Origin of the sequence: Falsiroseomonas sp. E2-1-a20, from assembly GCF_051433195.1 — a bacterium.
Taxonomy (GTDB): domain Bacteria; phylum Pseudomonadota; class Alphaproteobacteria; order Acetobacterales; family Acetobacteraceae; genus Falsiroseomonas.
Window position 1 is genome coordinate 195585 of record NZ_JBHMFT010000007.1, and the last position, 19529, is coordinate 215113.

Genomic DNA, 19529 nt, shown 5'->3' on the forward strand with positions numbered 1-19529 from the left:
TCCCCTGCCCAGCCCTGGTAAGCCTGTCGTCGCGTCTCAGACGCGACGTCTCCGCGCGTCTCAGACGCGACGGCGCTTGCGCGGGCGGCAGCCATTGTGCGGGATGGGCGTCACGTCGCGGATGGCGGTGACGTAGAAGCCGACGGCCTGGAGGGCCCGCAGCGCCGACTCACGACCCGAACCCGGCCCGGAGACCTGGATCTCCAGCGTCTCCATGCCGTGCTCACGGGCCTTCTTGCCGGCATCCTCGGCGGCCACCTGGGCGGCGTAGGGCGTCGACTTCCGGCTGCCCTTGAAGCCCTGGCTGCCCGCCGAAGACCAGGCAATCGCGTTGCCCTGGGCGTCGGTGATGGTCACCACGGTGTTGTTGAAGGAGGCGAGCACATGCGCCACGCCGGAGGAGATGTTCTTCCTCTCCTTCTTGCGGGGACGGGCGCCGGCGCGGGGTTCGCGAGCCATCTTACTTCGTCACCTTCTTCTTGCCGGCGATCGCCACGGCCTTGCCCTTGCGGGTGCGGGCATTGGTGTGGGTGCGCTGGCCGCGGACCGGCAGGCCCTTGCGGTGACGCAGGCCGCGGTAGCAGGCCATGTCCATCAGCCGCTTCTTGTTCATCGCTTCTTCACGCCGCAGGTCGCCCTCGACGCGGTATTCCCGGTCGATCAATTCACGGACGCGGATGACCTCGTCATCGGTCATCTGGTTCACCCGGCGATCCTCGGGGATTCCGAGTTGCTCGCAGATCACCTTCGCGTTCTGCGGACCGATGCCATAGATGTAGCGGAGCGAGATGAGCACCCGCTTGTTGGTTGGGATGTTCACGCCGGCGATGCGCGCCACGGTGCCTCTCTCCTCATCAGGCCAAAGGCCTGCCTCAAAAAAACCGGGCCGAGGCCCGCATCAGTTCAACCAGACCCGGACCTTCGTGGCTGCCACGAAACTGGCCCTGATCAGGCATGCAACGGCGAAGGGCGGCCGGAGGAACCTCCGGACCGCAGGGGCCGGGTGCTACACCGGCCCCACGGGGGGAGTCAAGGCGGAGGCCAAGGCCTCAGCCCGTACCCAGCGGACGACCGGACACGATGGCCGCGATCTGCCGCGTCACCTCGTCCATGTCGGCCATGCCATCCACCTGCTTCAGCTTTCCCTGCCCCGCATAGTGCGGCAGCAGGGGCGATGTCTGGCGGTGGTAGGTCTCGAGCCGCGCCGCCACCGTCTCCGCCCTGTCATCGGCGCGACGGACGAACTCGGTGCTGCCACAGGCATCGCAGACGCCGGCCTGGGCCGGCACCTTGAAGCGGTCGTGGTAGCCCTCGCCGCACTTCGCGCAGGTGTAGCGCCCGGCGATCCGCTCGACGAGCGCGGCGTCATCCACCTTCAACTCGATCACGTGGTCCAGCGGCAGCGCCTGGTCCGACAACATGCCGTCCAGCGCCTGCGCCTGCGGCACGGTGCGGGGAAGCCCGTCCAGGATGAAGCCACGTGCCACGTCCGGCGCCTGGACGCGGGCCGCCAGCATCCCGATCAGGATGCTGTCCGGCACCAATTCGCCCCGCTCCATGATCGCCTTGGCCTCGCGGCCGATCGGAGAACCCGATTTCACCTCGGCCCGCAGCATGTCGCCGGTGGCGATCTGCACGACGCCGTAGCGCTCCTCCAGCCGCTTCGCCTGGGTGCCCTTGCCGGCCCCGGGCGGTCCCAGAAGGATCAGCCGCACGTATCTGCCCTCATCGACCGCGTCCCCCCGGTTGCGTGCCGCGGCCACCCAGCCGAGCCTTCTTGATCAGCCCCTCATACTGATGGGCGAACAGATGTGACTGCACCTGTGCCACCGTGTCCATCGTTACCGACACGATGATGAGCAGGGACGTGCCGCCGAAGTAGAACGGCACGCCGTAGTTGGAGATCAGCAGTTCCGGCAGGATGCAGACGATGGACAGGTAGATGGCGCCCACCGCCGTCAGCCGCGTCAGCACCCGGTCGAAATACTGGGCCGTCGGCAGGCCAGGCCGGATGCCCGGCACGAAGCCGCCATACTTGCGCAGACTGTCGGCCGTCTCCTGCGGGTTGAACACAACGGCCGTGTAGAAAAAGGCGAAGAACACGATCAGCGCCAGGTACAACGCCATGTACAGCGGCTGGCCATGCGCCAGCAGGTTGGTCACGCTGGTCAGCCAACTGTCGCTGTTCGGGTCCTGCCGGAACGCCGCGAAGGTCGCCGGCAGCAGCAGCAGGGAGGAGGCGAAGATCGGCGGCATGACGCCGGCCGTGTTCAGCTTCAACGGCAGGTGGGTGTTCTCCCCGCCGAACATCCGGTTGCCGACCTGGCGCTTCGGGTACTGCACCGGGATGCGCCGCTGGGCGCGCTCGATGAACACGACGAAGGCGATGACCAGCAGGGCGATGGCCAGGAAGGCCATGATGAAGAAGGTGGACAGCGCGCCGGTCCGGCCGAGTTCCAGCGTCGCCGCCAGGGCGGAGGGCAGGTTCGCCACGATGCCGGCAAAGATGATCAGGCTGATGCCGTTGCCGATGCCGCGCGCCGTGATCTGCTCGCCCAGCCACATCAGGAACATGGTGCCGCCGACAAGCGTGATGACGCAGGAGATGCGGAAGAACCAGCCCGGATCATGCACCGCGGCCCCGAAGCTGCCACGCAGGCTCTCGAGCCCCACGGCGATGCCGTAGGCCTGGAAGATCGCGATGAACAGGCAGAGGTAGCGGGTGTACTGGTTGAGCTTCTTCCGCCCCGATTCGCCTTCCTTCTTCAAGGCTTCCCATGAGGGAATGGCGGCCGTCATCAGCTGCACGATGATGCTGGCGGAGATGTAGGGCATGATGTTCAGCGCGAAGATCGTCATGCGCCCCAGCGACCCGCCGGTGAACATGTCGAACATGCCGAGGATGCCGCCGCCCATCTGCTGCAGCAACTCGGCCATTACGCCGGCATCGATGCCCGGCACCGGCACATAGGAGCCGATGCGGTAGACGATCAGCGCGCCCAGGGTGAACCACAGCCGGTTCTTCAGCTCGGTGGCCTTGGCCAGCACCCCGAGGTTCAGATTGGCCGCAAGCTGTTCGGCGGCGGACGCCATGTGCGATCCCTCCTCGCGAAAGCGGCGCCCCCAAGCCACGCCGAAAAGGCGGACCCGGGACGCCGCGTCGCAGCTACCCTAAATTGCCGCCCGCACCCGTGGGGTGCAAGGGCGGCGCGCTCAAATCAGCCGTGGATCGGCCTAGGCTTCAACCGAAGCCTCGGCCTTGACCACCAGCAGCGTCAGCGTCCCACCAGCCGCCGCGATCGCCTCGGCCGCCGTGGCAGAAGCGCCGGAGACCGTCAGCGTCACCGCGCGGGTGATCTCGCCCACGCCAAGCAGCCGGACGCCGGCATACTTCGGCGAATTGCGGACCACGCCAGCCGCCTGCAGCATCGCCTCGTCGATCGGCTGCCCTTCCGGCAGGCGACCATCGGCAATCGCCTTGTCCAGCGCGCCGAGGTTCAGCGGCGCGTAGTTCTTGCGGAACGGGTTGACGAAGCCCCGCTTCGGCATGCGCCGATAGATCGGGAGCTGACCGCCCTCGAACCCGTTCAGCGACACGCCGGTGCGCGCCTTCTGGCCCTTGACGCCGCGGCCGGAGGTCTTGCCCTTGCCGGAGCCGATGCCACGGCCGATGCGCTTGAACTTCGGCCGTGCGCCGTCGTTGTCGCGGATTTCATTGAGCTTCATGTTATTCACCGTCCACCTTGATCAGATGGGCGACCTTCCGGATCATGCCACGAACGGCCGGAGTGTCCTCCAGCTCGCTCGTGCGACGGATCTTGTTCAGGCCCAACCCGATCAGCGTCTCGCGCTGACCTGGCTTGCGGCCGATCGGCGACCCGGTCTGGGTCACCTTCACGGTCTTCTTGCTCGCCTCAGACATTCGTCGCCTCCGGCGCCGCGCCCTCGGCCACGGCGTCCTTGCGCGGACCCATCAGGTCCGACACCTTCTTGCCACGACGCGCCGCCACAGCCCGCGGGCTGGTGCAGCGGCCGAGCGCGGCGAAGGTCGCCTTCACCATGTTATGCGGGTTCGTCGTGCCGGTGCACTTGGCGACGACGTCGCCCATGCCCAGCGTCTCGAACACCGCGCGCATCGGACCGCCGGCAATGATGCCGGTACCGGCCGGTGCGGCGCGCAGGATCACGCGACCCGCGCCGAACTCGCCGACCTGGTCGTGGTGCAGGGTGCGACCCTCGCGCATCGGCACGCGGATCATCGTGCGCTTGGCACGCTCCGTCGCCTTGCGGATCGCCTCCGGAACCTCGCGCGCCTTGCCGGCGCCCCAGCCCACTCGACCCTTCTGGTCGCCAACCACGACCAGCGCGGCGAAGCTGAAGCGACGACCGCCCTTCACCACCTTGGCCACGCGGTTGATGGTGACCAGCTTGTCCTTCAGCTCATCGCCGTCGGACCGATCCTGCCGGTTCTCGTTGCGGTCGCGACCGCGGCCACGACGGCGATCGCCGCCCTCGCCACCGCCACCGCCGCCCTCGCCGCTCCTGGGTTCACGTGCCATTCCCGAACTCCTCAGAAGGAGAGGCCGCCCTCGCGGGCTGCCTCCGCGAGTGCCTTGATGCGGCCGTGATAGAGATACGGCCCGCGATCGAACACCACTTCCACGACACCGGCGGCGAGCGCGCGCTCCGCCACCAGCTTGCCAACTGCTGCGGCCGCGCCCTTGTCGGCGCCGGTCTTCAGCTCATCACGCATCGGCTTCTCGATCGACGAGGCGGCGGCCACGGTGCGGCCGGCCTTGTCGTCGATGACCTGGGCGTAGATGTGCTTGCCCGAACGGAAGACCGAGAGCCGCACGCGGCCGCCCGACTTCATCTTGATCTGGTAGCGCGCGCGCGAACGGCGGCGCTCCATCAATGCGAGCTTGTTGGCCATTACTTCTTCTTACCCTCCTTCCGGAGGATCACCTCGTTGTCGTAGCGCACGCCCTTGCCCTTGTAGGGCTCCGGGCCGCGATACGCGCGGATCTCAGAGGCCACCTGGCCGACCTGGCGCTTGTCGGCGCCTTCCACCTTGATGGAGGTCGGCTTCTCGCAGGTGATCTTGATGCCCGCCGGGATCGGATAGCGGATGTCGTGGCTGTAGCCGAGGTTGAGCACGAGCTCCTTCCCCTGCACCGCCGCACGATAGCCGGTGCCGGTGATTTCCATGTTGCGGGTGAAGCCGGTGGAAACGCCGGTCACCATGCTCTGGATCAGGCTGCGGGTGGTGCCCCACATGGTGCGGGACTTGCGGTCCGCCCCACGCGGCGCCACCGCGACCTCGCCACCCTCGATGGTGACGTCCACTTCTTCCGTCAGGTCGAGCGACAGCTCGCCATTCTTGCCCTTGGCCACGACCTTGCGGCCCTGCAGCGCCACCTGGACGCCTGCCGGAACCGGGACCGGGTATTTGCCGACGCGAGACATGATTGATCCTCCCGTCAGAACACGCGACAGAGGACTTCGCCGCCAACATTGGCAGCGCGGGCCTCATTGTCGCTCATCACGCCCTTCGGCGTGGACAGGATCGAGATGCCGAGGCCGGAGTAGAACTTCGGCAGCTCCGCAATCTTGGAATAGACGCGGCGGCCCGGCTTGGACACGCGCGCGATTTCCTTGATGGCGGGCTCGCCTTCGGAATACTTCAGCTCGATGCTGATCACCTTGATGCCAGGGCGAAGCTGCTCGGTGGCGAAGGCGCGGATGTAGCCCTCGCGCTTCAACACATCGAGCACATTCTCCCGCAGGCGGGATGCCGGGGCGACGCAGCGGCTCTGCCGTGCGCGCTGGGCATTGCGGATACGGGTGAGCATGTCACCCAACGGATCGGACAGCGACATTCGCGGCCCTCCTTACCAGCTGGCCTTAACCAGCCCCGGAATCTGACCCTGATTGGCCAGATCGCGGAGCTGGTTACGGCTCAGCTTGAATTTGCGGTAGTTGCCGCGGGGACGACCGGTCAGCTCGCAACGCAGGCGGACGCGGTTCTGCGCGCCGTTGCGCGGCAGTTGCGCCAGCTTCAGCGTCGCTTCGAAGCGCTCCTCGACCGGCAGCTCGCGATCCATCACCACCGCCTTGAGGGCGGCGCGCTTGGGCGCATGCAGCTTCGCGAGCCGTTCACGACGCTTGTTCTTCATGACAGACGAGGTCTTGGCCATGCCGTCTAAAATCCTCCGGAACCTGCCTGGCGTGCCAGGCGGTTTTCCAAATCAGTTTGCGAAAGGAAGGTCGAACGCCTTGAGCAGCGCCTTGGCTTCCTTGTCGGTCTTCGCCGTCGTCACGAACTGGATGTCCATGCCGCGCACCACGTCGACCTTGTCGTAGTTGATCTCCGGGAACACGATCTGTTCCTTGAGACCCATGGCATAGTTGCCACGGCCATCGAAGCCGCGGTTCCCGGGGATGCCCCGGAAGTCCCGCACCCGCGGCAGCGCAATGGTCACCAGGCGGTCGAGGAACTCGAACATCCGGGCCTTGCGCAGCGTGACCTTGCAACCGATCGCCTGGCCTTCGCGGATCTTGAAGCCCGCGATAGCCTTGCGCGCCTTGGTCTTCACCGGCTTCTGGCCGCTGATGGCCATCAGGTCGGCCACCGCCGCATCCAGCTTCTTCTGGTCGCCGGCGGCTTCGCCCACGCCCATATTGATGACGATCTTCTCCAGCTTCGGCACCTGCATCGGGTTCTTGTAGCCGAACTCGGCAGACAGGGCCTTGCGGATCTCGTCCTCGTAGCGGCGCCGCATGCGCGGCTGCTCGGCGGGCGACGCCTTCGCCTCGCCGGGATTCGCAACTGCGGCCGGCGAGGCCGGCGCAACGCGCTGCTCGCCACCCTTGGCGGCGGCCGGCGCGTTGGACTTCTTCGGCGGCGTGGACTTGCCGCCCTTCGTGCCGGGCTTGTTGCCCTTCTTCGAGTCGCTCATCGGTCAATCACCTCGCCCGAGGGCTTGGCCACACGGACCTTGCGGCCGTCTTCCAGCACCTTGAAGCCAACCCGCGTCGCCTTGCCGGAGACCGGATCGAGCAGCGCCAGGTTGGAGAGATGGATCGGCCCCTCCTTCTCGACGATGCCGCCCGGCTTGCCCATGCCCTGCGGCTTGGTGTGGCGCTTCACCATGTTCACGCCCTGCACGAAGGCGCGGCTCTCCTCGGGCACGACGCGAATGACATCGCCCTTCTTGCCCTTGTCGCGACCGGTCAGAACCTCGACCTTGTCGCCCTTCTTGATCTTCGCGGCCATGGCCTTACAGGACCTCCGGCGCCAGCGAGATGATCTTCATGAACTTCTTCCCACGCAGCTCGCGCACGACCGGTCCGAAGATACGGGTCCCGATCGGCTCGCCCTGCTTGTTGATCAGCACCGCGGCGTTGCCGTCGAAGCGGATGGCCGTGCCGTCGATGCGCCGCACGGGATAGGCCGTGCGGACGATGACGGCGCGGTGCACCTCGCCCTTCTTCACCTTGGCGCGGGGAATCGCTTCCTTGACGGAAACGACGATGATGTCACCGACCGACGCGGTCCGGCGCTTAGACCCACCCAGCACCTTGATGCACTGGACGCGACGCGCACCGGAGTTGTCGGCGACTTCGAGATTGGATTCGACCTGGATCATGGTGGGTCCGCCTCAGCCTGCCGAAGCCGGCGCGTCGGCAGACGGTGCGGCAGCGACGACCGGGGCGGCAAAGCCCTCCGGACGCTCGACCGCATCGCCGTTGCGCGCAATCACCAGCCAGGACTTGTTCTTGCTGATCGGGCGGCATTCCTCGATCGACACCAGGTCGCCTTCCTTGCAGAGGTTCGCCGCGTCATGCGCTGCGTACTTCTTGGAACGGCGGATGAACTTCTTGTAGAGCGGATGCATCACGCGACGCTCGACCAAGACGGTGATCGTCTTGTCGGTCTTGTCGCTGACCACCCGGCCCGTGAGGACGCGCCTCGGCATCGCCCGAACCCCTTAAGCTTGTTTCGCCGAGCCGCGGACGCGCTCGGTCATGATCGTCTTCGCCCGCGCGATATCCCGGCGAACTTCCTTGATGCGACCCGTCGCCTCAAGCTGACCGGTGGCCCGCTGGAAGCGCAGGTTGAACTGCTCCTTCCGCAGGTTCACCAGCATCTCCTGCAGCTCGTCCGGGGACTTCGCCCGAACGTCCGCGATCTTTGTCTGCGCCATCTCAGGCCTCCGCCGTGGCGCCGAGGCGCGTCACGATCTTCGTCTTGATCGGCAGCTTCGCCGCCCCGAGTTCGAGCGCCTCGCGCGCGATTTCGCCGGAGACCCCGTCCAGCTCGAACATGATGCGGCCCGGCTTGACCCGTGCCACCCAGTATTCCGGCGCGCCCTTGCCCGAGCCCATGCGGACTTCGGCCGGCTTCGTCGAGACGGGCACATCCGGGAAGATGCGGATCCAGACCCGGCCCTGGCGCTTCATGGCGCGCGTGATGGCGCGTCGTGCCGCCTCGATCTGCCGCGCCGTCACCCGCTCGGGCTCCAGCGCCTTCAGGCCGAAGCCACCGAAGGTCAGGGTGAATCCACCACGGGCGATGCCCTTGATGCGGCCCTTGTGGGCCTTGCGGAACGTCGTGCGCTTAGGCTGAAGCATGATACTTTACTCTCAGCGCTGCGGCGCTTGTTCCGCGGCGCGCTTGTCCTGCGCCATCGGATCATGGGCCATGACTTCGCCCTTGAAGATCCAGACCTTGACACCGCAGGTGCCGTAGGTGGTCTTCGCCGTGGCGACGCCGTAATCGATATCGGCACGAAGCGTGTGCAACGGAACGCGGCCCTCGCGGTACCACTCCATCCGCGCGATCTCCGCCCCGCCAAGCCGGCCGGAGCAGTTGATGCGGATGCCGCCGGCGCCGAGGCGCATGGCGGACTGCACGGCGCGCTTCATCGCACGGCGGAACGCCACGCGGCGCTCCAGCTGCTGCGCGATGCTCTCGGCGACCAGCGTGCTGTCGATCTCTGGCTTGCGGATCTCGACGATGTTCAGGGACACTTCGGCCCCTGCCATCTTCGCCAGGTCCTTGCGCAGGTTCTCGATATCCGCGCCCTTCTTGCCGATGACCACGCCAGGCCGGGCGGCATGGATGGTCACGCGCGGCTTCTTGCCGGGACGCTCGATCACGACGCGCGATACGCCGGCGCCCTTCAGGCGCTCACGCAGCGTACGGCGCAGCTTCAGGTCCTCGTGCAGCATCCGCGCATAGTCGGCTTCCGCGAACCAGCGGCTGTCCCATGTGCGGTTGATGCCGAGCCGGAGCCCGATCGGATTGACTTTGTGACCCATGTTACGCGGCCTCCTGCTGTGCCGCCGGCGGGGCGATGGTCTGCTCCGCCACCACGATCTTGAGATGGCTGAACCACTTCTCGATCTGCGAGGAGCGGCCGCGACCACGCGCGTGGAAGCGCTTCATCACCACCGCACGACCAACCTCGGCCTTGGTTACGACCAGGCGGTCGACATCCAGGGAGTGGTTGTTCTCCGCGTTGGCGATGGCGCTCTCGAGCGTCTTCTTCACCGTCTGTGCGATGCGGCGCTTGGAGAAGGTCAGCGTCGCGACGGCGTCCTGCGCCGTGCGGCCGCGGATCAACCCCGCCACCAGGTTCAGCTTCCGCGGGCTGACACGAATGTTCTTCGTGACGGCCTGCGCTTCGGTTTCTTCGAGCCCGCGCTCGTGCTTCGGCTTGCTCATGGCGTTAGCCCCGCTTCGCCTTCTTGTCGGACGAGTGCCCGGTGAAGGTACGCGTCGGCGAGAACTCCCCGAACTTGTGCCCGACCATGTTCTCGTTCACCTGCACCGGGATGAACTTCTTCCCGTTGTACACGCCGAACACCAAACCCACGAACTGCGGCAGGATCGTGCTGCGGCGGGACCAGATCTTGATGACCTCGTTCCGGCCGGAGGCACGAGCCGCCTCTGCCTTGTTGAGCAGGTAGCCGTCGACGAACGGCCCCTTCCAGACGCTGCGCGACATTGCCGTCAGCCCTTCGTCGCGTTGCGGCGCCGGACGATGAGCCGGTCCGTACGCTTGTTGTTACGGGTCTTGGCACCCTTGGTGGGCTTGCCCCACGGGGTAACCGGATGGCGGCCACCGGAGGTCCGGCCTTCGCCACCACCATGCGGGTGGTCGACGGGGTTCATGACCACGCCGCGGACATGCGGGCGGAAGCCCATCCAACGAGTCCGGCCAGCCTTGCCGATCTGCTGGTTGCTGTTGTCCGGGTTCGACACGGCGCCGATGGCGGCCATGCACTCGGCCCGCACCAGGCGAACCTCTCCGGACATCAGCTTGACCTGCGCGTAGCCGGCATCCTTGCCGACCAGCTGGCAGAAGGTGCCAGCCGAGCGTGCGATCTTGGCACCGGCGCCGGGCTTCATCTCCAGGCAATGGATGATGGTGCCGACCGGGATGTTGGCCAGCGGCATCGCGTTGCCCGGCTTGATGTCGACCTTCTCGCCCGACACCACGCTGTCGCCCGCCTTCAGGCGCTGCGGCGCAATGATGTAGGCCAACTCGCCATCCGCATACTTCAGCAGCGCGATCCAGGCCGAGCGGTTCGGGTCGTATTCCAGGCGCTCGACAACCGCGGCCACATCATACTTGCGGCGCTTGAAGTCGACGATGCGGTAGGACTGCTTGTGTCCGCCGCCCCGGAACCGGACCGTCGTGCGGCCATGGTTGTTGCGGCCGCCGGAGTGCGACTTGCCCTCCGTCAGCCCCTTGACCGGCTTGCCCTTCCAAAGGTCGGAACGGTCCACCAGGACCGTGCCGCGCAGCGAAGGCGTAACAGGGTTGAAATTCTTCAATGCCATGGCGTCACGCAAGCCCCGTCGTGAGGTCGATGGTCTGGCCGGCGTGAAGCCGCACCACCGCCTTCTTCCAATCGGAACGCTGGCCCTTGCGACCGCGGAACCGCTTGGTCTTGCCCTTCATCACGAGCGTGTTCACCGCCTCGACCTTGACGGCGAACAGCTTCTCGACGGCCTGCCGGATTTCCGGCTTGGTCGCATCCAGGGTCACCTTGAAGGTCACCTGGCTGCTCTCGTTCAGGCGCGTCGCCTTTTCCGTCACCACCGGCGCCAGGATCACCTGGTACAGGCGCTCCGCGGACAGGACCTTGCCGCGCGGCTTGGGTGCCGTCTCGCTCATGCCTCAGCTTCCTTCTTCGCGCCGCTGAGCCGAACGGCCAGAGCCTCAAGCCCGGCCCGCGTCACCGCCAGCACGTCGTGGTTGAGGATGTCGTACACATTGGCGCCGATCGTCGGCAGCACGTCGATCTTCGGGATGTTGCGGGTGACGCGGGCGAAGCCCGCATCCACCGTCGCATCGATGACCAGCGCGCTGTCCCAGCCCAGCTTCTTCAGCTGCGCCACCATCGCCGACGTCTTGGCATCATCGCCCGCGGCCGCCGCGTCCAGCACGATCAGCTTGCCGGCCGCGACCTTGGCGGACAGCGCACAGATCAGGCCGAGACGACGGACCTTCTTGTTTAGATTGTATTCGTGGCTGCGCACGACCGGGCCGTGCACGATGCCACCCTTGCGGTACTGCGGTGCCCGCAGCGAGCCCTGGCGCGCGTTGCCGGTGCCCTTCTGCCGGTACGGCTTCTTGGTCGTGCCGGAAACCTCGCCCATGCCCTTGACCTTGTGGGTCCCGGCGCGACGCTTGGCCAATTGCCAATGAACAACCCGCGCCATGATGTCGGCCCGCGGCGCGGCGCCGAACAGCGCCTCCGAAAGCTCGATCTCGCCGGCCGGCGTGTTGTCGAGAGTGATGACAGGAAGCTGGATCGCCATGATTCTTACCCTTGCGCCCCAGCTTCGCCAGCCGCAGCCACGCCTGCGGGATACGGCGCGTCGGCATGGCGCGCACGCTTCACCGCATCGCGCACCAGCACATAGCCACCCTTCGAGCCCGGGATCGCGCCCTTCACCAGCAACAGGCCGCGTTCCGCGTCATGCCCGGCGATCACGAGGTTCTGCGTCGTCACGCGCTCGACACCGAGGTGACCAGCCATCTTCTTGTTCTTGAAGGTCTTGCCGGGGTCCTGGCGGTTGCCGGTCGAGCCGTGCGAACGGTGGCTGACCGAGACGCCGTGCGAGGCTTCGAGACCGGAGAAGTTCCAGCGCTTCATGGCGCCGGCAAAGCCCTTGCCCTGCGTCACGCCGGTCACGTCGATCTTCTGGCCCACAACGAAGTGCCCGATGTCGAGCTTCGTCCCTGGGGCAAGCGTCGCGTCCTCCGCCACGCGGAACTCCACGGTCTTGCGCGGCGCATCGACGCCGGCCTTCGCGAAGTGCCCCTTCTGCGGCTTGGTGACGTTCTTCGGCTTCGCGTGGCCGATGCCGATCTGGACGGCGACGTAGCCGTCCTTCTCCATCGTGCGCTGCGCAACAACCCGCACGTCATCGACATGCAGAACGGTGACAGGGACGGTGGAACCGTCCTCATTGAAAAGCCGGGTCATCCCCAGCTTCCGGGCGATCAGCCCGGAACGGCCCGTAACCTGACGGCCTGTGATGGACATAATGTCGGTCCTTATACCGTCGGTCAGATCTTGATCTCGACGTCCACGCCGGAGGCCAGATCGAGCTTCATCAGCGCGTCCACGGTCTGCGGGGTGGGATCGACGATATCAAGCAGGCGACGATGCGTACGAATCTCGAACTGCTCGCGCGACTTCTTGTCGACGTGCGGCGAACGGTTGACGGTGAAACGCTCGATCTGCGTCGGCAGCGGGATGGGCCCGCGCACCCGCGCACCCGTCCGCTTGGCCGTGTTGACGATCTCCCGCGTGCTGCCATCCAGCACGCGGTGATCGAACGCCTTCAGGCGAATGCGGATGTTCTGGCTGTCCATGGCGCTCTGGCCCGTATCCCTTCTGTCGTCGCTTACTTGACGATCTTGGCGACGACGCCGGCGCCGACGGTGCGGCCGCCTTCGCGGATGGCAAACCGCAGCCCCTCATCCATGGCGATCGGCGCGATCAGCTCGACATCCATCGTCACGTTGTCGCCCGGCATCACCATCTCGACGCCTTCCGGCAGCTTCACGATCCCGGTCACGTCCGTGGTCCGGAAGTAGAACTGCGGACGGTAGTTCGTGAAGAACGGCGTGTGCCGCCCGCCTTCCTCCTTCGTCAGGATGTACGCCTCGGCCGAGAAGCCGGTGTGCGGCGTGATCGAGCCCGGCGCCGCCAGCACCTGCCCGCGCTCCACATCCTCGCGCTTGATGCCGCGCAGCAGGGCGCCGATGTTGTCGCCCGCCTGCCCGCTGTCCAGCAGCTTGCGGAACATCTCGACGCCCGTCACCACCGACTTCACCGTGTTCTTCAACCCGATGATCTCGATCTCCTCGCCCACCTTGACGATGCCGCGCTCGACCCGCCCGGTCACCACCGTGCCGCGGCCCGAGATGCTGAACACGTCCTCCACCGGCATCAGGAACGGACGGTCCAGCGCCCGCACCGGCTGCGGAATGTAGGCGTCCACCGCCTCCATCAGCTTCAGCACCGCCTGCTCGCCGATCTCCGGCCGCTTGTCCTCCAGCGCCATCAGCGCCGAGCCGTGGATGATCGGAATGTCGTCGCCCGGGAACTGGTAGGACGACAGCAATTCCCGGACTTCCATCTCGACGAGTTCGAGAAGATCCGGGTCCGCCATGTCCACCTTGTTCAGGAACACCACCAGCGCCGGCACGCCCACCTGGCGCGCCAGCAGGATGTGTTCCCGCGTCTGCGGCATCGGACCATCCGCCGCCGAGACGACGAGAATGGCGCCGTCCATCTGCGCCGCGCCGGTGATCATGTTCTTCACGTAGTCGGCGTGGCCCGGGCAATCCACATGCGCGTAGTGCCGGTTCGCCGTCTCGTACTCCACATGCGCCGTCGAGATCGTGATCCCGCGCGCACGCTCCTCCGGCGCCTTGTCGATCTGGTCGTACGCCGTGAACGTCGCACCGCCCGTCTTCGCCAGGATCTTCGTGATCGCCGCCGTCAGCGACGTCTTGCCGTGGTCCACGTGCCCGATCGTGCCGATGTTGCAGTGCGGCTTGTTCCGCTCGAATTTCGCCTTGGCCATGATGTCAAATCCTCAGATCGGATCGCGTTACCAGCGGTGCGCGTTGAAGCGCAGATTTACCAGCGATAGTGGCTGAAGGCCTTGTTGGCTTCGGCCATACGGTGCGTGTCTTCGCGCTTCTTGACGGCGGAACCGCGGTTGTTCGCGGCATCCATCAACTCCGCAGACAGGCGGTCTTCCATCGTGTGCTCGCCACGCTTGCGGGCGCTGTCGATGAGCCAGCGGATCGCAAGCGCTTGGCGCCGCTCCGGCCGGACCTCGACAGGCACCTGGTAGGTGGCACCACCGACGCGACGCGAGCGCACCTCGACGGCAGGCTTCACGTTGTCCATCGCCTGATGGAACACGCCCAGCGGATCGGCGTTGGCGCCACCACGACGCTTCAGCGTGTCCATGGCAGCGTAGACGATGCCCTCGGCGGTGCTCTTCTTGCCGTCGTACATCAGCACGTTCATGAAACGGCTCAGCACGAGGTCGCCGAACTTCGGGTCCGGCAGGACTTCGCGCTTGGTGGCGCTATGGCGGCGCGACATGTCTCAGTTCCTCACTTCGGCCGCTTGGCGCCGTACAGCGACCGGCGCTGGCGACGCTTGGCAATGCCCTGCGTGTCGAGCACGCCGCGCAGAATGTGGTAGCGAACGCCCGGAAGGTCCTTCACGCGCCCGCCGCGGATCAGCACTACGGAGTGCTCCTGCAGGTTGTGACCCTCGCCCGGGATGTAGCTCACGACCTCGTAGCCGTTCGTCAGGCGCACCTTCGCGACCTTCCGAAGCGCCGAGTTCGGCTTCTTCGGCGTGGTCGTGTAGACGCGCGTGCAGACGCCCCGCTTCTGCGGGCTGCCCTGCAGGGCCGGAACCTTGTTCCGCTTCGCGATAGGCTCACGCCCGTGGGCGATGAGCTGGTTGATCGTCGGCATGACGCCCCTTCGTGCTCGTCTCGTCTGTCCCGGCACCGCAAACAGAGCGGCCCGCGTGGAAGGCCAAGTGGCACTTCCCTGCGGGCACCTGTCCGACCCCCGGCCTAGGCTCCTGTTGGAGCGGTTCCGGAAGCGCGTCGCTGGAGACCAATATCAGCCCGGCCGTACCGGCGCAGGCTGCGCCACATCCGACCAAGGTCGCGCCTAATATCCGGCGCGCCTGGTTGAGTCAAGCGAAGTGGCGCCTTTCGGGGGTCCCCCGGGGCGCCACCCGCATGGCTACTCCGCAGCCCGCGCAGGACCCGCCAGCGGCGCCGGAGAAGCCGGCAGGCGCCCCCGGTCCCGCTGCGCCGCCACCGCCCGCAGCTTGTTCATGACGGAGCCCGTACCCGCCGGGATCAGGCGCCCGACGATGACGTTCTCCTTCAGGCCCATCAGGTTATCCACCTTGCCCGCCGTCGCGGCCTCGGTCAGCACCCGGGTCGTCTCCTGGAACGAAGCCGCCGAGATGAAGGAGGTGGTCTGCAGCGAGGCCTTGGTGATGCCCTGCAGCACCGGCTCGGCACGCGCCGGGCGTTCCTTGGCGAAGATGCGCTTCTCGTTCTCGATTTCGAACTCGATTCGTTCCACCGTTTCGCCCACCAGGTAGGTCGTGTCACCCGGATCCAGGATCTCGACCTTCTGCAGCATCTGCCGGACGATGACCTCGATGTGCTTGTCGTTGATCTTCACGCCCTGCAGTCGGTAGACGTCCTGCACCTCGTTCACCAGGTAGTTGGCCAAGGCCTCCACGCCCAGCACCCGCAGGATGTCGTGCGGAACGCGCGGTCCGTCGACCAGCGGGTCGCCGGCCTTCACATAGTCGCCCTCCTGGACGGACACGTGCTTGCCCTTCGGCACCAGGTACTCCCGGGGCGTGGAGGGCTCGTCGCCCACCTGCTCCGGCACCACCAGGATACGCCGCTTGGCCTTGTAGTCCTTGCCGAACTCCACGCGCCCATCGACGTCGGCGATGATCGCCGCGTCCTTCGGGCGCCGCGCCTCGAACAGCTCCGCCACCCGCGGCAGGCCGCCGGTGATGTCGCGCGTCTTCGACGATTCGCGCGGCATCCGCGCGATCACGTCGCCGATCCGGACCTCGCTGCCGTGCTCGACGGAAAGGATCGAGCCAGGCGGCAGCACCGTGATGGCTTCGGCACCGTTGTCGCGCTTCACCACGTTGCCACCGGCGTCGCGCAGGATCAGCCGGGGACGGAGGTCGGCACTGCGGCCGGTCGACTTGTACTCGACAACCTCCTTGAAGCTCAGGCCCGTCACCTCGTCCATGCGGTCCATCAGGGTGACGTTCTCGAGCAGGTCGCCGAACTCCACCTTGCCGTTCTTCTCGGTGATGATCGGCAGGGTGAAGGGGTCCCACTCGGCCACCTTCTGGCCGCGCGTGACGGCCTCACCCTCCTCCACCAGCAGCTTGGCGCCGTAGGGAACGCGGTTGCGCCCACGCTCCCGCCCATTGGCATCGTGCAGCACGGCTTCGCAGTTGCGGGCCATGACGATGGTCGCGCCCTGGCTGGTGGTGACGACCTGGCGGTTCAGGAACTTCACCGTGCCGTCCGCGATCGCCTCGACCGCCGAGGTCTCCGCGCCACGCTGCGCCGCGCCACCGATGTGGAAGGTGCGCATCGTCAGCTGCGTGCCCGGCTCGCCGATCGACTGCGCCGCGATAACGCCGACCGCCTCGCCGGTGTTCACCGGGGTACCGCGGGCGAGGTCGCGCCCGTAGCACATGGCGCAGACGCCGACGCGCGCATCGCAGGTCAGCACGGAACGGATCTTCACCCCCTCCACGCCGGCCTTCTCGATCAGCTCGGCCTCCGGCTCCTCAACGAGTGTGCCGATCTTCACCAGCACCGAGCCGTCCGCCGGGTCGATGACGTTCTCCTGCGTCGTCCGGCCCAGGATGCGCTCGGACAGCGAGGACACCGTTTCGCCACCATCCATCACGGCGCGCACGGTAATGCCACGCTCCGTACCGCAATCATCCTCGACGATGATGCAGTCCTGCGCCACGTCGACCAGGCGCCGCGTCAGGTAGCCCGAATTCGCCGTCTTCAACGCGGTGTCCGCGAGACCCTTCCGGGCGCCGTGGGTCGAGTTGAAGTACTCGAGGACAGTCAGGCCTTCCTTGAAGTTCGAGATGATCGGCTGCTCGATGATCTCGCCCGAGGGCTTGGCCATCAGGCCGCGCATGCCGGCGAGCTGGCGCATCTGCGCCGGCGAACCACGCGCGCCGGAATGCGACATCATCCAGACGGAGTTGGCGGGCTTGCCGATCTCCTCCTTCTGAATCTCCTTCATCATCGCCTGCGCGACTTCCTCGGTGCAGCGCGACCAGGCGTCGACCACCTTGTTGTAGCGCTCGCCCGCGGTGATGAGGCCGTCGAGGTACTGCTGCTCGAACTCCTTCACCTGGTCCTTCGTGTTGCCGATCATCGCATTCTTCGTGTCGGGGATGACCATGTCATCCTTGCCGAAGGAAATGCCGGCCTTGGCCGCGTGACGGAAGCCGAGGCCCATCAGGCGGTCCGCGAAAATCACCGATTCCTTCTGGCCGCAGTGACGATACACCGCGTCCATCACGTCCGAGATCGACTTCTTGGTCAACTGCCGGTTGATCAGCGAGAACGGCACCGCCGGATGCAGCGGCAGCAGCGCGCCCATGAACATGCGGCCGGCGGTCGTCACCGCACGCTCGGTGACGATGTTGCCGTCCTTGTCGGCGGCCTTGCGACGTGCGCGGATCTTGCTGTGCAGGTTGATCGCGCCTGCAGCCAGCGCCTGCTCGATCTCCCCGATCGAGGCGTAGGCCGGGGCCTTCTGCTCCTCAGCCACCTTGAACTCGGGCGTCTCGAGCGAGAGGTAGTACAGGCCCAGCACGATGTCCTGCGACGGCACGATGATCGGCTTGCCGTTGGCGGGGCTGAGGATGTTGTTGGTGGACATCATCAGCACGCGCGCTTCCAGCTGCGCTTCCAGCGACAGCGGGACGTGCACGGCCATCTGGTCACCGTCGAAGTCCGCGTTGAAGGCGGTGCAGACCAGCGGGTGCAGCTGGATCGCCTTGCCCTCGACCAGCACCGGCTCGAAGGCCTGGATGCCCAGGCGGTGCAGCGTCGGCGCGCGGTTCAGCAGGACCGGGTGCTCGCGGATGACCTCCTCGAGGATGTCCCACACCTCCGGCCGCTCCTTCTCCACCATCCGCTTCGCGGCCTTGATGGTGGTGGCGTGGCCGTATTTTTCGAGTTTTGAGTAGATGAACGGCTTGAACAGCTCCAAGGCCATCTTCTTGGGGAGCCCGCATTGATGGAGCTTCAGCTCCGGACCCACCACGATGACCGAACGACCCGAATAGTCGACGCGCTTGCCCAGCAGGTTCTGGCGGAAGCGGCCCTGCTTGCCCTTCAACATGTCCGACAGCGACTTCAGCGGGCGCTTGTTGGCACCCGTGATGGCGCGGCCACGGCGGCCGTTGTCGAACAGCGCGTCCACGGCCTCCTGCAGCATGCGCTTCTCGTTGCGCACGATGATGTCCGGCGCGCGCAGTTCAATCAGCCGCTTCAGGCGGTTGTTGCGGTTGATGACGCGGCGGTACAGGTCATTCAGGTCGGAGGTCGCGAAGCGGCCACCGTCCAGCGGCACCAGCGGGCGCAGCTCCGGCGGGATCACCGGCACGACGTCGAGGATCATCCACTCCGGACGGGCGCCGCCCTCCCCGAAGCTCTCCAGCATCTTCAGACGCTTCACCAGCTTCTTGCGCTTGGCCTCGGAGGTGGTCTCCTTGAGGTCGGCGCGAAGCTGGGCGGCTTCCTTCTGCAGGTCGATGGCGGCCAGCATCTGCTTCACCGCTTCCGCGCCGATGCCGACGCTGAAGGCGTCCTCGCCGAACTCGTCCTGCTTGTTCTGGAACTGGTCCTCGGTCAGCAGCTGGTGCAGCTTGAGGTCGGTCAGGCCCGGCTCCAGCACCACGTAGGATTCGAAGTAGAGGACCTTCTCCAGCTCCTTCAGCGACATGTCGACCATCAGGCCGACGCGCGAGGGCAGCGACTTCATGAACCAGATATGCGCGACCGGCGAGGCAAGCTCGATGTGGCCCATGCGCTCACGGCGCACCTTGGCCAGCGTCACCTCCACGCCGCACTTCTCGCAGATGATGCCGCGGAACTTCATGCGCTTGTACTTGCCGCACAGGCACTCGTAGTCCTTGATCGGCCCGAAGATGCGGGCGCAGAACAGCCCGTCCCGCTCCGGCTTGAAGGTGCGGTAGTTGATCGTCTCCGGCTTCTTGATCTCGCCATAGGACCAGGAGCGGATCTGCTCCGGCGAGGCGATCGAGATGCGGATCTGATCGAAGGTCATCTGCTGGCCGGTCTGGCCCAGAATCTTCATCAGCTCATTCATGCGGTCCACTCCGTCCGGCGCGCCAGCGTGCCCGCCTCG

General features: G+C 66.3%; 29 protein-coding genes. All 29 read right to left on the reverse strand.

Annotation, left to right across the window (positions count from 1 at the left end):
- Nucleotides 1-60: 60 nt before the first annotated feature.
- Complete coding sequence (rpsK, locus tag ACFHPP_RS11605; protein ID WP_430669076.1) at nucleotides 61-459, reverse strand: 30S ribosomal protein S11; 399 nt, start codon at nucleotides 457-459, stop codon at nucleotides 61-63.
- A 1-nt stretch (nucleotide 460) separates the two neighbouring features.
- The gene (rpsM, locus tag ACFHPP_RS11610) at nucleotides 461-838 is read right to left on the reverse strand and encodes a 30S ribosomal protein S13 (protein ID WP_430669077.1); all 378 of its coding nucleotides are present in this window, start codon (nucleotides 836-838) and stop codon (nucleotides 461-463) included.
- Between the two features lie 211 nt (nucleotides 839-1049).
- Nucleotides 1050-1715, reverse strand: a complete 666-nt coding sequence (locus ACFHPP_RS11615) for an adenylate kinase (protein ID WP_437163422.1) — start codon at nucleotides 1713-1715, stop codon at nucleotides 1050-1052.
- A gap of 10 nt (nucleotides 1716-1725) precedes the next feature.
- Nucleotides 1726-3093, reverse strand: coding sequence for a preprotein translocase subunit SecY (gene secY / locus ACFHPP_RS11620; protein WP_437163423.1), 1368 nt, complete (start codon nucleotides 3091-3093; stop codon nucleotides 1726-1728).
- Nucleotides 3094-3234: 141 nt separating this feature from the next.
- Nucleotides 3235-3726, reverse strand: coding sequence for a 50S ribosomal protein L15 (gene rplO, locus ACFHPP_RS11625; protein ID WP_437163424.1), 492 nt, complete (start codon nucleotides 3724-3726; stop codon nucleotides 3235-3237).
- Between the two features lies 1 nt (nucleotide 3727).
- Nucleotides 3728-3922, reverse strand: a complete 195-nt coding sequence (rpmD, locus tag ACFHPP_RS11630) for a 50S ribosomal protein L30 (RefSeq protein WP_430669081.1) — start codon at nucleotides 3920-3922, stop codon at nucleotides 3728-3730.
- Nucleotides 3915-4559, reverse strand: coding sequence for a 30S ribosomal protein S5 (rpsE, locus tag ACFHPP_RS11635; protein WP_430669082.1), 645 nt, complete (start codon nucleotides 4557-4559; stop codon nucleotides 3915-3917). Before rpsE ends, rpmD begins: the two co-directional genes overlap by 8 nt.
- Before the next feature lie 11 nt (nucleotides 4560-4570).
- Nucleotides 4571-4933 (reverse strand): 50S ribosomal protein L18, encoded by a 363-nt coding sequence (gene rplR / locus ACFHPP_RS11640; protein WP_430669083.1) that lies wholly within the window; start codon nucleotides 4931-4933, stop codon nucleotides 4571-4573.
- The gene (gene rplF / locus ACFHPP_RS11645; protein ID WP_437163425.1) at nucleotides 4933-5466 is read right to left on the reverse strand and encodes a 50S ribosomal protein L6; all 534 of its coding nucleotides are present in this window, start codon (nucleotides 5464-5466) and stop codon (nucleotides 4933-4935) included. Before rplF ends, rplR begins: the two co-directional genes overlap by 1 nt.
- 14 nt (nucleotides 5467-5480) lie before the next feature.
- Nucleotides 5481-5879, reverse strand: a complete 399-nt coding sequence (gene rpsH, locus ACFHPP_RS11650) for a 30S ribosomal protein S8 (protein WP_430669085.1) — start codon at nucleotides 5877-5879, stop codon at nucleotides 5481-5483.
- A gap of 12 nt (nucleotides 5880-5891) precedes the next feature.
- Nucleotides 5892-6197: a 30S ribosomal protein S14 gene (gene rpsN / locus ACFHPP_RS11655; protein WP_430669086.1), complete on the reverse strand. Its 306-nt coding sequence runs from the start codon at nucleotides 6195-6197 to the stop codon at nucleotides 5892-5894.
- 51 nt (nucleotides 6198-6248) lie between these two features.
- Complete coding sequence (gene rplE / locus ACFHPP_RS11660) at nucleotides 6249-6782, reverse strand: 50S ribosomal protein L5 (protein ID WP_430669279.1); 534 nt, start codon at nucleotides 6780-6782, stop codon at nucleotides 6249-6251.
- A gap of 173 nt (nucleotides 6783-6955) precedes the next feature.
- A complete protein-coding gene (gene rplX / locus ACFHPP_RS11665) occupies nucleotides 6956-7276 on the reverse strand; it encodes a 50S ribosomal protein L24 (RefSeq protein WP_430669087.1) in 321 nt (106 codons plus the stop codon).
- Nucleotides 7277-7280: 4 nt separating this feature from the next.
- Nucleotides 7281-7649, reverse strand: coding sequence for a 50S ribosomal protein L14 (gene rplN, locus ACFHPP_RS11670; protein WP_430669088.1), 369 nt, complete (start codon nucleotides 7647-7649; stop codon nucleotides 7281-7283).
- A gap of 12 nt (nucleotides 7650-7661) precedes the next feature.
- Nucleotides 7662-7979, reverse strand: coding sequence for a 30S ribosomal protein S17 (gene rpsQ / locus ACFHPP_RS11675; protein WP_437163426.1), 318 nt, complete (start codon nucleotides 7977-7979; stop codon nucleotides 7662-7664).
- 12 nt (nucleotides 7980-7991) lie between these two features.
- Complete coding sequence (rpmC, locus tag ACFHPP_RS11680; protein ID WP_437163427.1) at nucleotides 7992-8207, reverse strand: 50S ribosomal protein L29; 216 nt, start codon at nucleotides 8205-8207, stop codon at nucleotides 7992-7994.
- Nucleotide 8208: 1 nt separating this feature from the next.
- Nucleotides 8209-8634: a 50S ribosomal protein L16 gene (gene rplP, locus ACFHPP_RS11685; protein ID WP_216837909.1), complete on the reverse strand. Its 426-nt coding sequence runs from the start codon at nucleotides 8632-8634 to the stop codon at nucleotides 8209-8211.
- A 12-nt stretch (nucleotides 8635-8646) separates the two neighbouring features.
- Complete coding sequence (rpsC, locus tag ACFHPP_RS11690; protein WP_437163428.1) at nucleotides 8647-9324, reverse strand: 30S ribosomal protein S3; 678 nt, start codon at nucleotides 9322-9324, stop codon at nucleotides 8647-8649.
- A gap of 1 nt (nucleotide 9325) precedes the next feature.
- Nucleotides 9326-9730, reverse strand: coding sequence for a 50S ribosomal protein L22 (gene rplV / locus ACFHPP_RS11695; protein ID WP_430669092.1), 405 nt, complete (start codon nucleotides 9728-9730; stop codon nucleotides 9326-9328).
- A gap of 4 nt (nucleotides 9731-9734) precedes the next feature.
- Complete coding sequence (gene rpsS / locus ACFHPP_RS11700; RefSeq protein WP_430669093.1) at nucleotides 9735-10013, reverse strand: 30S ribosomal protein S19; 279 nt, start codon at nucleotides 10011-10013, stop codon at nucleotides 9735-9737.
- A 5-nt stretch (nucleotides 10014-10018) separates the two neighbouring features.
- On the reverse strand, nucleotides 10019-10852 hold the full coding sequence (gene rplB / locus ACFHPP_RS11705; RefSeq protein WP_430669280.1) for a 50S ribosomal protein L2: 834 nt from the start codon (nucleotides 10850-10852) through the stop codon (nucleotides 10019-10021).
- 4 nt (nucleotides 10853-10856) lie between these two features.
- Nucleotides 10857-11153, reverse strand: coding sequence for a 50S ribosomal protein L23 (locus tag ACFHPP_RS11710; RefSeq protein ID WP_437163441.1), 297 nt, complete (start codon nucleotides 11151-11153; stop codon nucleotides 10857-10859).
- A 32-nt stretch (nucleotides 11154-11185) separates the two neighbouring features.
- Nucleotides 11186-11830, reverse strand: a complete 645-nt coding sequence (gene rplD / locus ACFHPP_RS11715; protein ID WP_437163442.1) for a 50S ribosomal protein L4 — start codon at nucleotides 11828-11830, stop codon at nucleotides 11186-11188.
- Between the two features lie 11 nt (nucleotides 11831-11841).
- On the reverse strand, nucleotides 11842-12567 hold the full coding sequence (gene rplC / locus ACFHPP_RS11720; RefSeq protein ID WP_437163429.1) for a 50S ribosomal protein L3: 726 nt from the start codon (nucleotides 12565-12567) through the stop codon (nucleotides 11842-11844).
- Between the two features lie 23 nt (nucleotides 12568-12590).
- Entirely contained in the window at nucleotides 12591-12899 is a 309-nt protein-coding gene (gene rpsJ / locus ACFHPP_RS11725) for a 30S ribosomal protein S10 (RefSeq protein WP_027285682.1), read from the reverse strand.
- 32 nt (nucleotides 12900-12931) lie between these two features.
- Nucleotides 12932-14119, reverse strand: coding sequence for an elongation factor Tu (gene tuf / locus ACFHPP_RS11730; protein ID WP_437163430.1), 1188 nt, complete (start codon nucleotides 14117-14119; stop codon nucleotides 12932-12934).
- Between the two features lie 56 nt (nucleotides 14120-14175).
- Nucleotides 14176-14652, reverse strand: a complete 477-nt coding sequence (gene rpsG, locus ACFHPP_RS11735) for a 30S ribosomal protein S7 (protein ID WP_430669096.1) — start codon at nucleotides 14650-14652, stop codon at nucleotides 14176-14178.
- Nucleotides 14653-14663: 11 nt separating this feature from the next.
- The gene (gene rpsL / locus ACFHPP_RS11740; protein ID WP_430669097.1) at nucleotides 14664-15035 is read right to left on the reverse strand and encodes a 30S ribosomal protein S12; all 372 of its coding nucleotides are present in this window, start codon (nucleotides 15033-15035) and stop codon (nucleotides 14664-14666) included.
- A gap of 279 nt (nucleotides 15036-15314) precedes the next feature.
- Complete coding sequence (gene rpoC / locus ACFHPP_RS11745; RefSeq protein ID WP_437163431.1) at nucleotides 15315-19490, reverse strand: DNA-directed RNA polymerase subunit beta'; 4176 nt, start codon at nucleotides 19488-19490, stop codon at nucleotides 15315-15317.
- Between the last annotated feature and the right edge of the window lie 39 nt (nucleotides 19491-19529).

Excerpts from the sequence above, each read along its gene's own strand:
- rpsC (WP_437163428.1), bottom strand. The coding sequence starts at position 9,324 with ATGGGTCACAAAGTCAATCCGATCGGGCTCCGGCTCGGCATCAACCGC.
- rplC (WP_437163429.1), bottom strand. The coding sequence starts at position 12,567 with ATGTCCATCACAGGCCGTCAGGTTACGGGCCGTTCCGGGCTGATCGCC.
- rpsL (WP_430669097.1), bottom strand. The coding sequence starts at position 15,035 with ATGCCGACGATCAACCAGCTCATCGCCCACGGGCGTGAGCCTATCGCG.
- rplO (WP_437163424.1), bottom strand. The coding sequence starts at position 3,726 with ATGAAGCTCAATGAAATCCGCGACAACGACGGCGCACGGCCGAAGTTC.
- rplF (WP_437163425.1), bottom strand. The coding sequence starts at position 5,466 with ATGTCTCGCGTCGGCAAATACCCGGTCCCGGTTCCGGCAGGCGTCCAG.
- rpoC (WP_437163431.1), bottom strand. The coding sequence starts at position 19,490 with ATGAATGAGCTGATGAAGATTCTGGGCCAGACCGGCCAGCAGATGACC.
- secY (WP_437163423.1), bottom strand. The coding sequence starts at position 3,093 with ATGGCGTCCGCCGCCGAACAGCTTGCGGCCAATCTGAACCTCGGGGTG.
- rpsN (WP_430669086.1), bottom strand. The coding sequence starts at position 6,197 with ATGGCCAAGACCTCGTCTGTCATGAAGAACAAGCGTCGTGAACGGCTC.
- rplV (WP_430669092.1), bottom strand. The coding sequence starts at position 9,730 with ATGAGCAAGCCGAAGCACGAGCGCGGGCTCGAAGAAACCGAAGCGCAG.
- rpsG (WP_430669096.1), bottom strand. The coding sequence starts at position 14,652 with ATGTCGCGCCGCCATAGCGCCACCAAGCGCGAAGTCCTGCCGGACCCG.
- rplX (WP_430669087.1), bottom strand. The coding sequence starts at position 7,276 with ATGGCCGCGAAGATCAAGAAGGGCGACAAGGTCGAGGTTCTGACCGGT.
- rpsK (WP_430669076.1), bottom strand. The coding sequence starts at position 459 with ATGGCTCGCGAACCCCGCGCCGGCGCCCGTCCCCGCAAGAAGGAGAGG.
- rpsE (WP_430669082.1), bottom strand. The coding sequence starts at position 4,559 with ATGGCACGTGAACCCAGGAGCGGCGAGGGCGGCGGTGGCGGTGGCGAG.
- rpsJ (WP_027285682.1), bottom strand. The coding sequence starts at position 12,899 with ATGGACAGCCAGAACATCCGCATTCGCCTGAAGGCGTTCGATCACCGC.
- tuf (WP_437163430.1), bottom strand. The coding sequence starts at position 14,119 with ATGGCCAAGGCGAAATTCGAGCGGAACAAGCCGCACTGCAACATCGGC.
- rpmC (WP_437163427.1), bottom strand. The coding sequence starts at position 8,207 with ATGGCGCAGACAAAGATCGCGGACGTTCGGGCGAAGTCCCCGGACGAG.
- rplR (WP_430669083.1), bottom strand. The coding sequence starts at position 4,933 with ATGGCCAACAAGCTCGCATTGATGGAGCGCCGCCGTTCGCGCGCGCGC.
- rpsQ (WP_437163426.1), bottom strand. The coding sequence starts at position 7,979 with ATGCCGAGGCGCGTCCTCACGGGCCGGGTGGTCAGCGACAAGACCGAC.
- rplB (WP_430669280.1), bottom strand. The coding sequence starts at position 10,852 with ATGGCATTGAAGAATTTCAACCCTGTTACGCCTTCGCTGCGCGGCACG.
- rpmD (WP_430669081.1), bottom strand. The coding sequence starts at position 3,922 with ATGTCTGAGGCGAGCAAGAAGACCGTGAAGGTGACCCAGACCGGGTCG.
- rpsH (WP_430669085.1), bottom strand. The coding sequence starts at position 5,879 with ATGTCGCTGTCCGATCCGTTGGGTGACATGCTCACCCGTATCCGCAAT.
- rplN (WP_430669088.1), bottom strand. The coding sequence starts at position 7,649 with ATGATCCAGGTCGAATCCAATCTCGAAGTCGCCGACAACTCCGGTGCG.
- rplP (WP_216837909.1), bottom strand. The coding sequence starts at position 8,634 with ATGCTTCAGCCTAAGCGCACGACGTTCCGCAAGGCCCACAAGGGCCGC.
- rplE (WP_430669279.1), bottom strand. The coding sequence starts at position 6,782 with ATGCGGCGCCGCTACGAGGACGAGATCCGCAAGGCCCTGTCTGCCGAG.
- rpsS (WP_430669093.1), bottom strand. The coding sequence starts at position 10,013 with ATGTCGCGCAGCGTCTGGAAGGGGCCGTTCGTCGACGGCTACCTGCTC.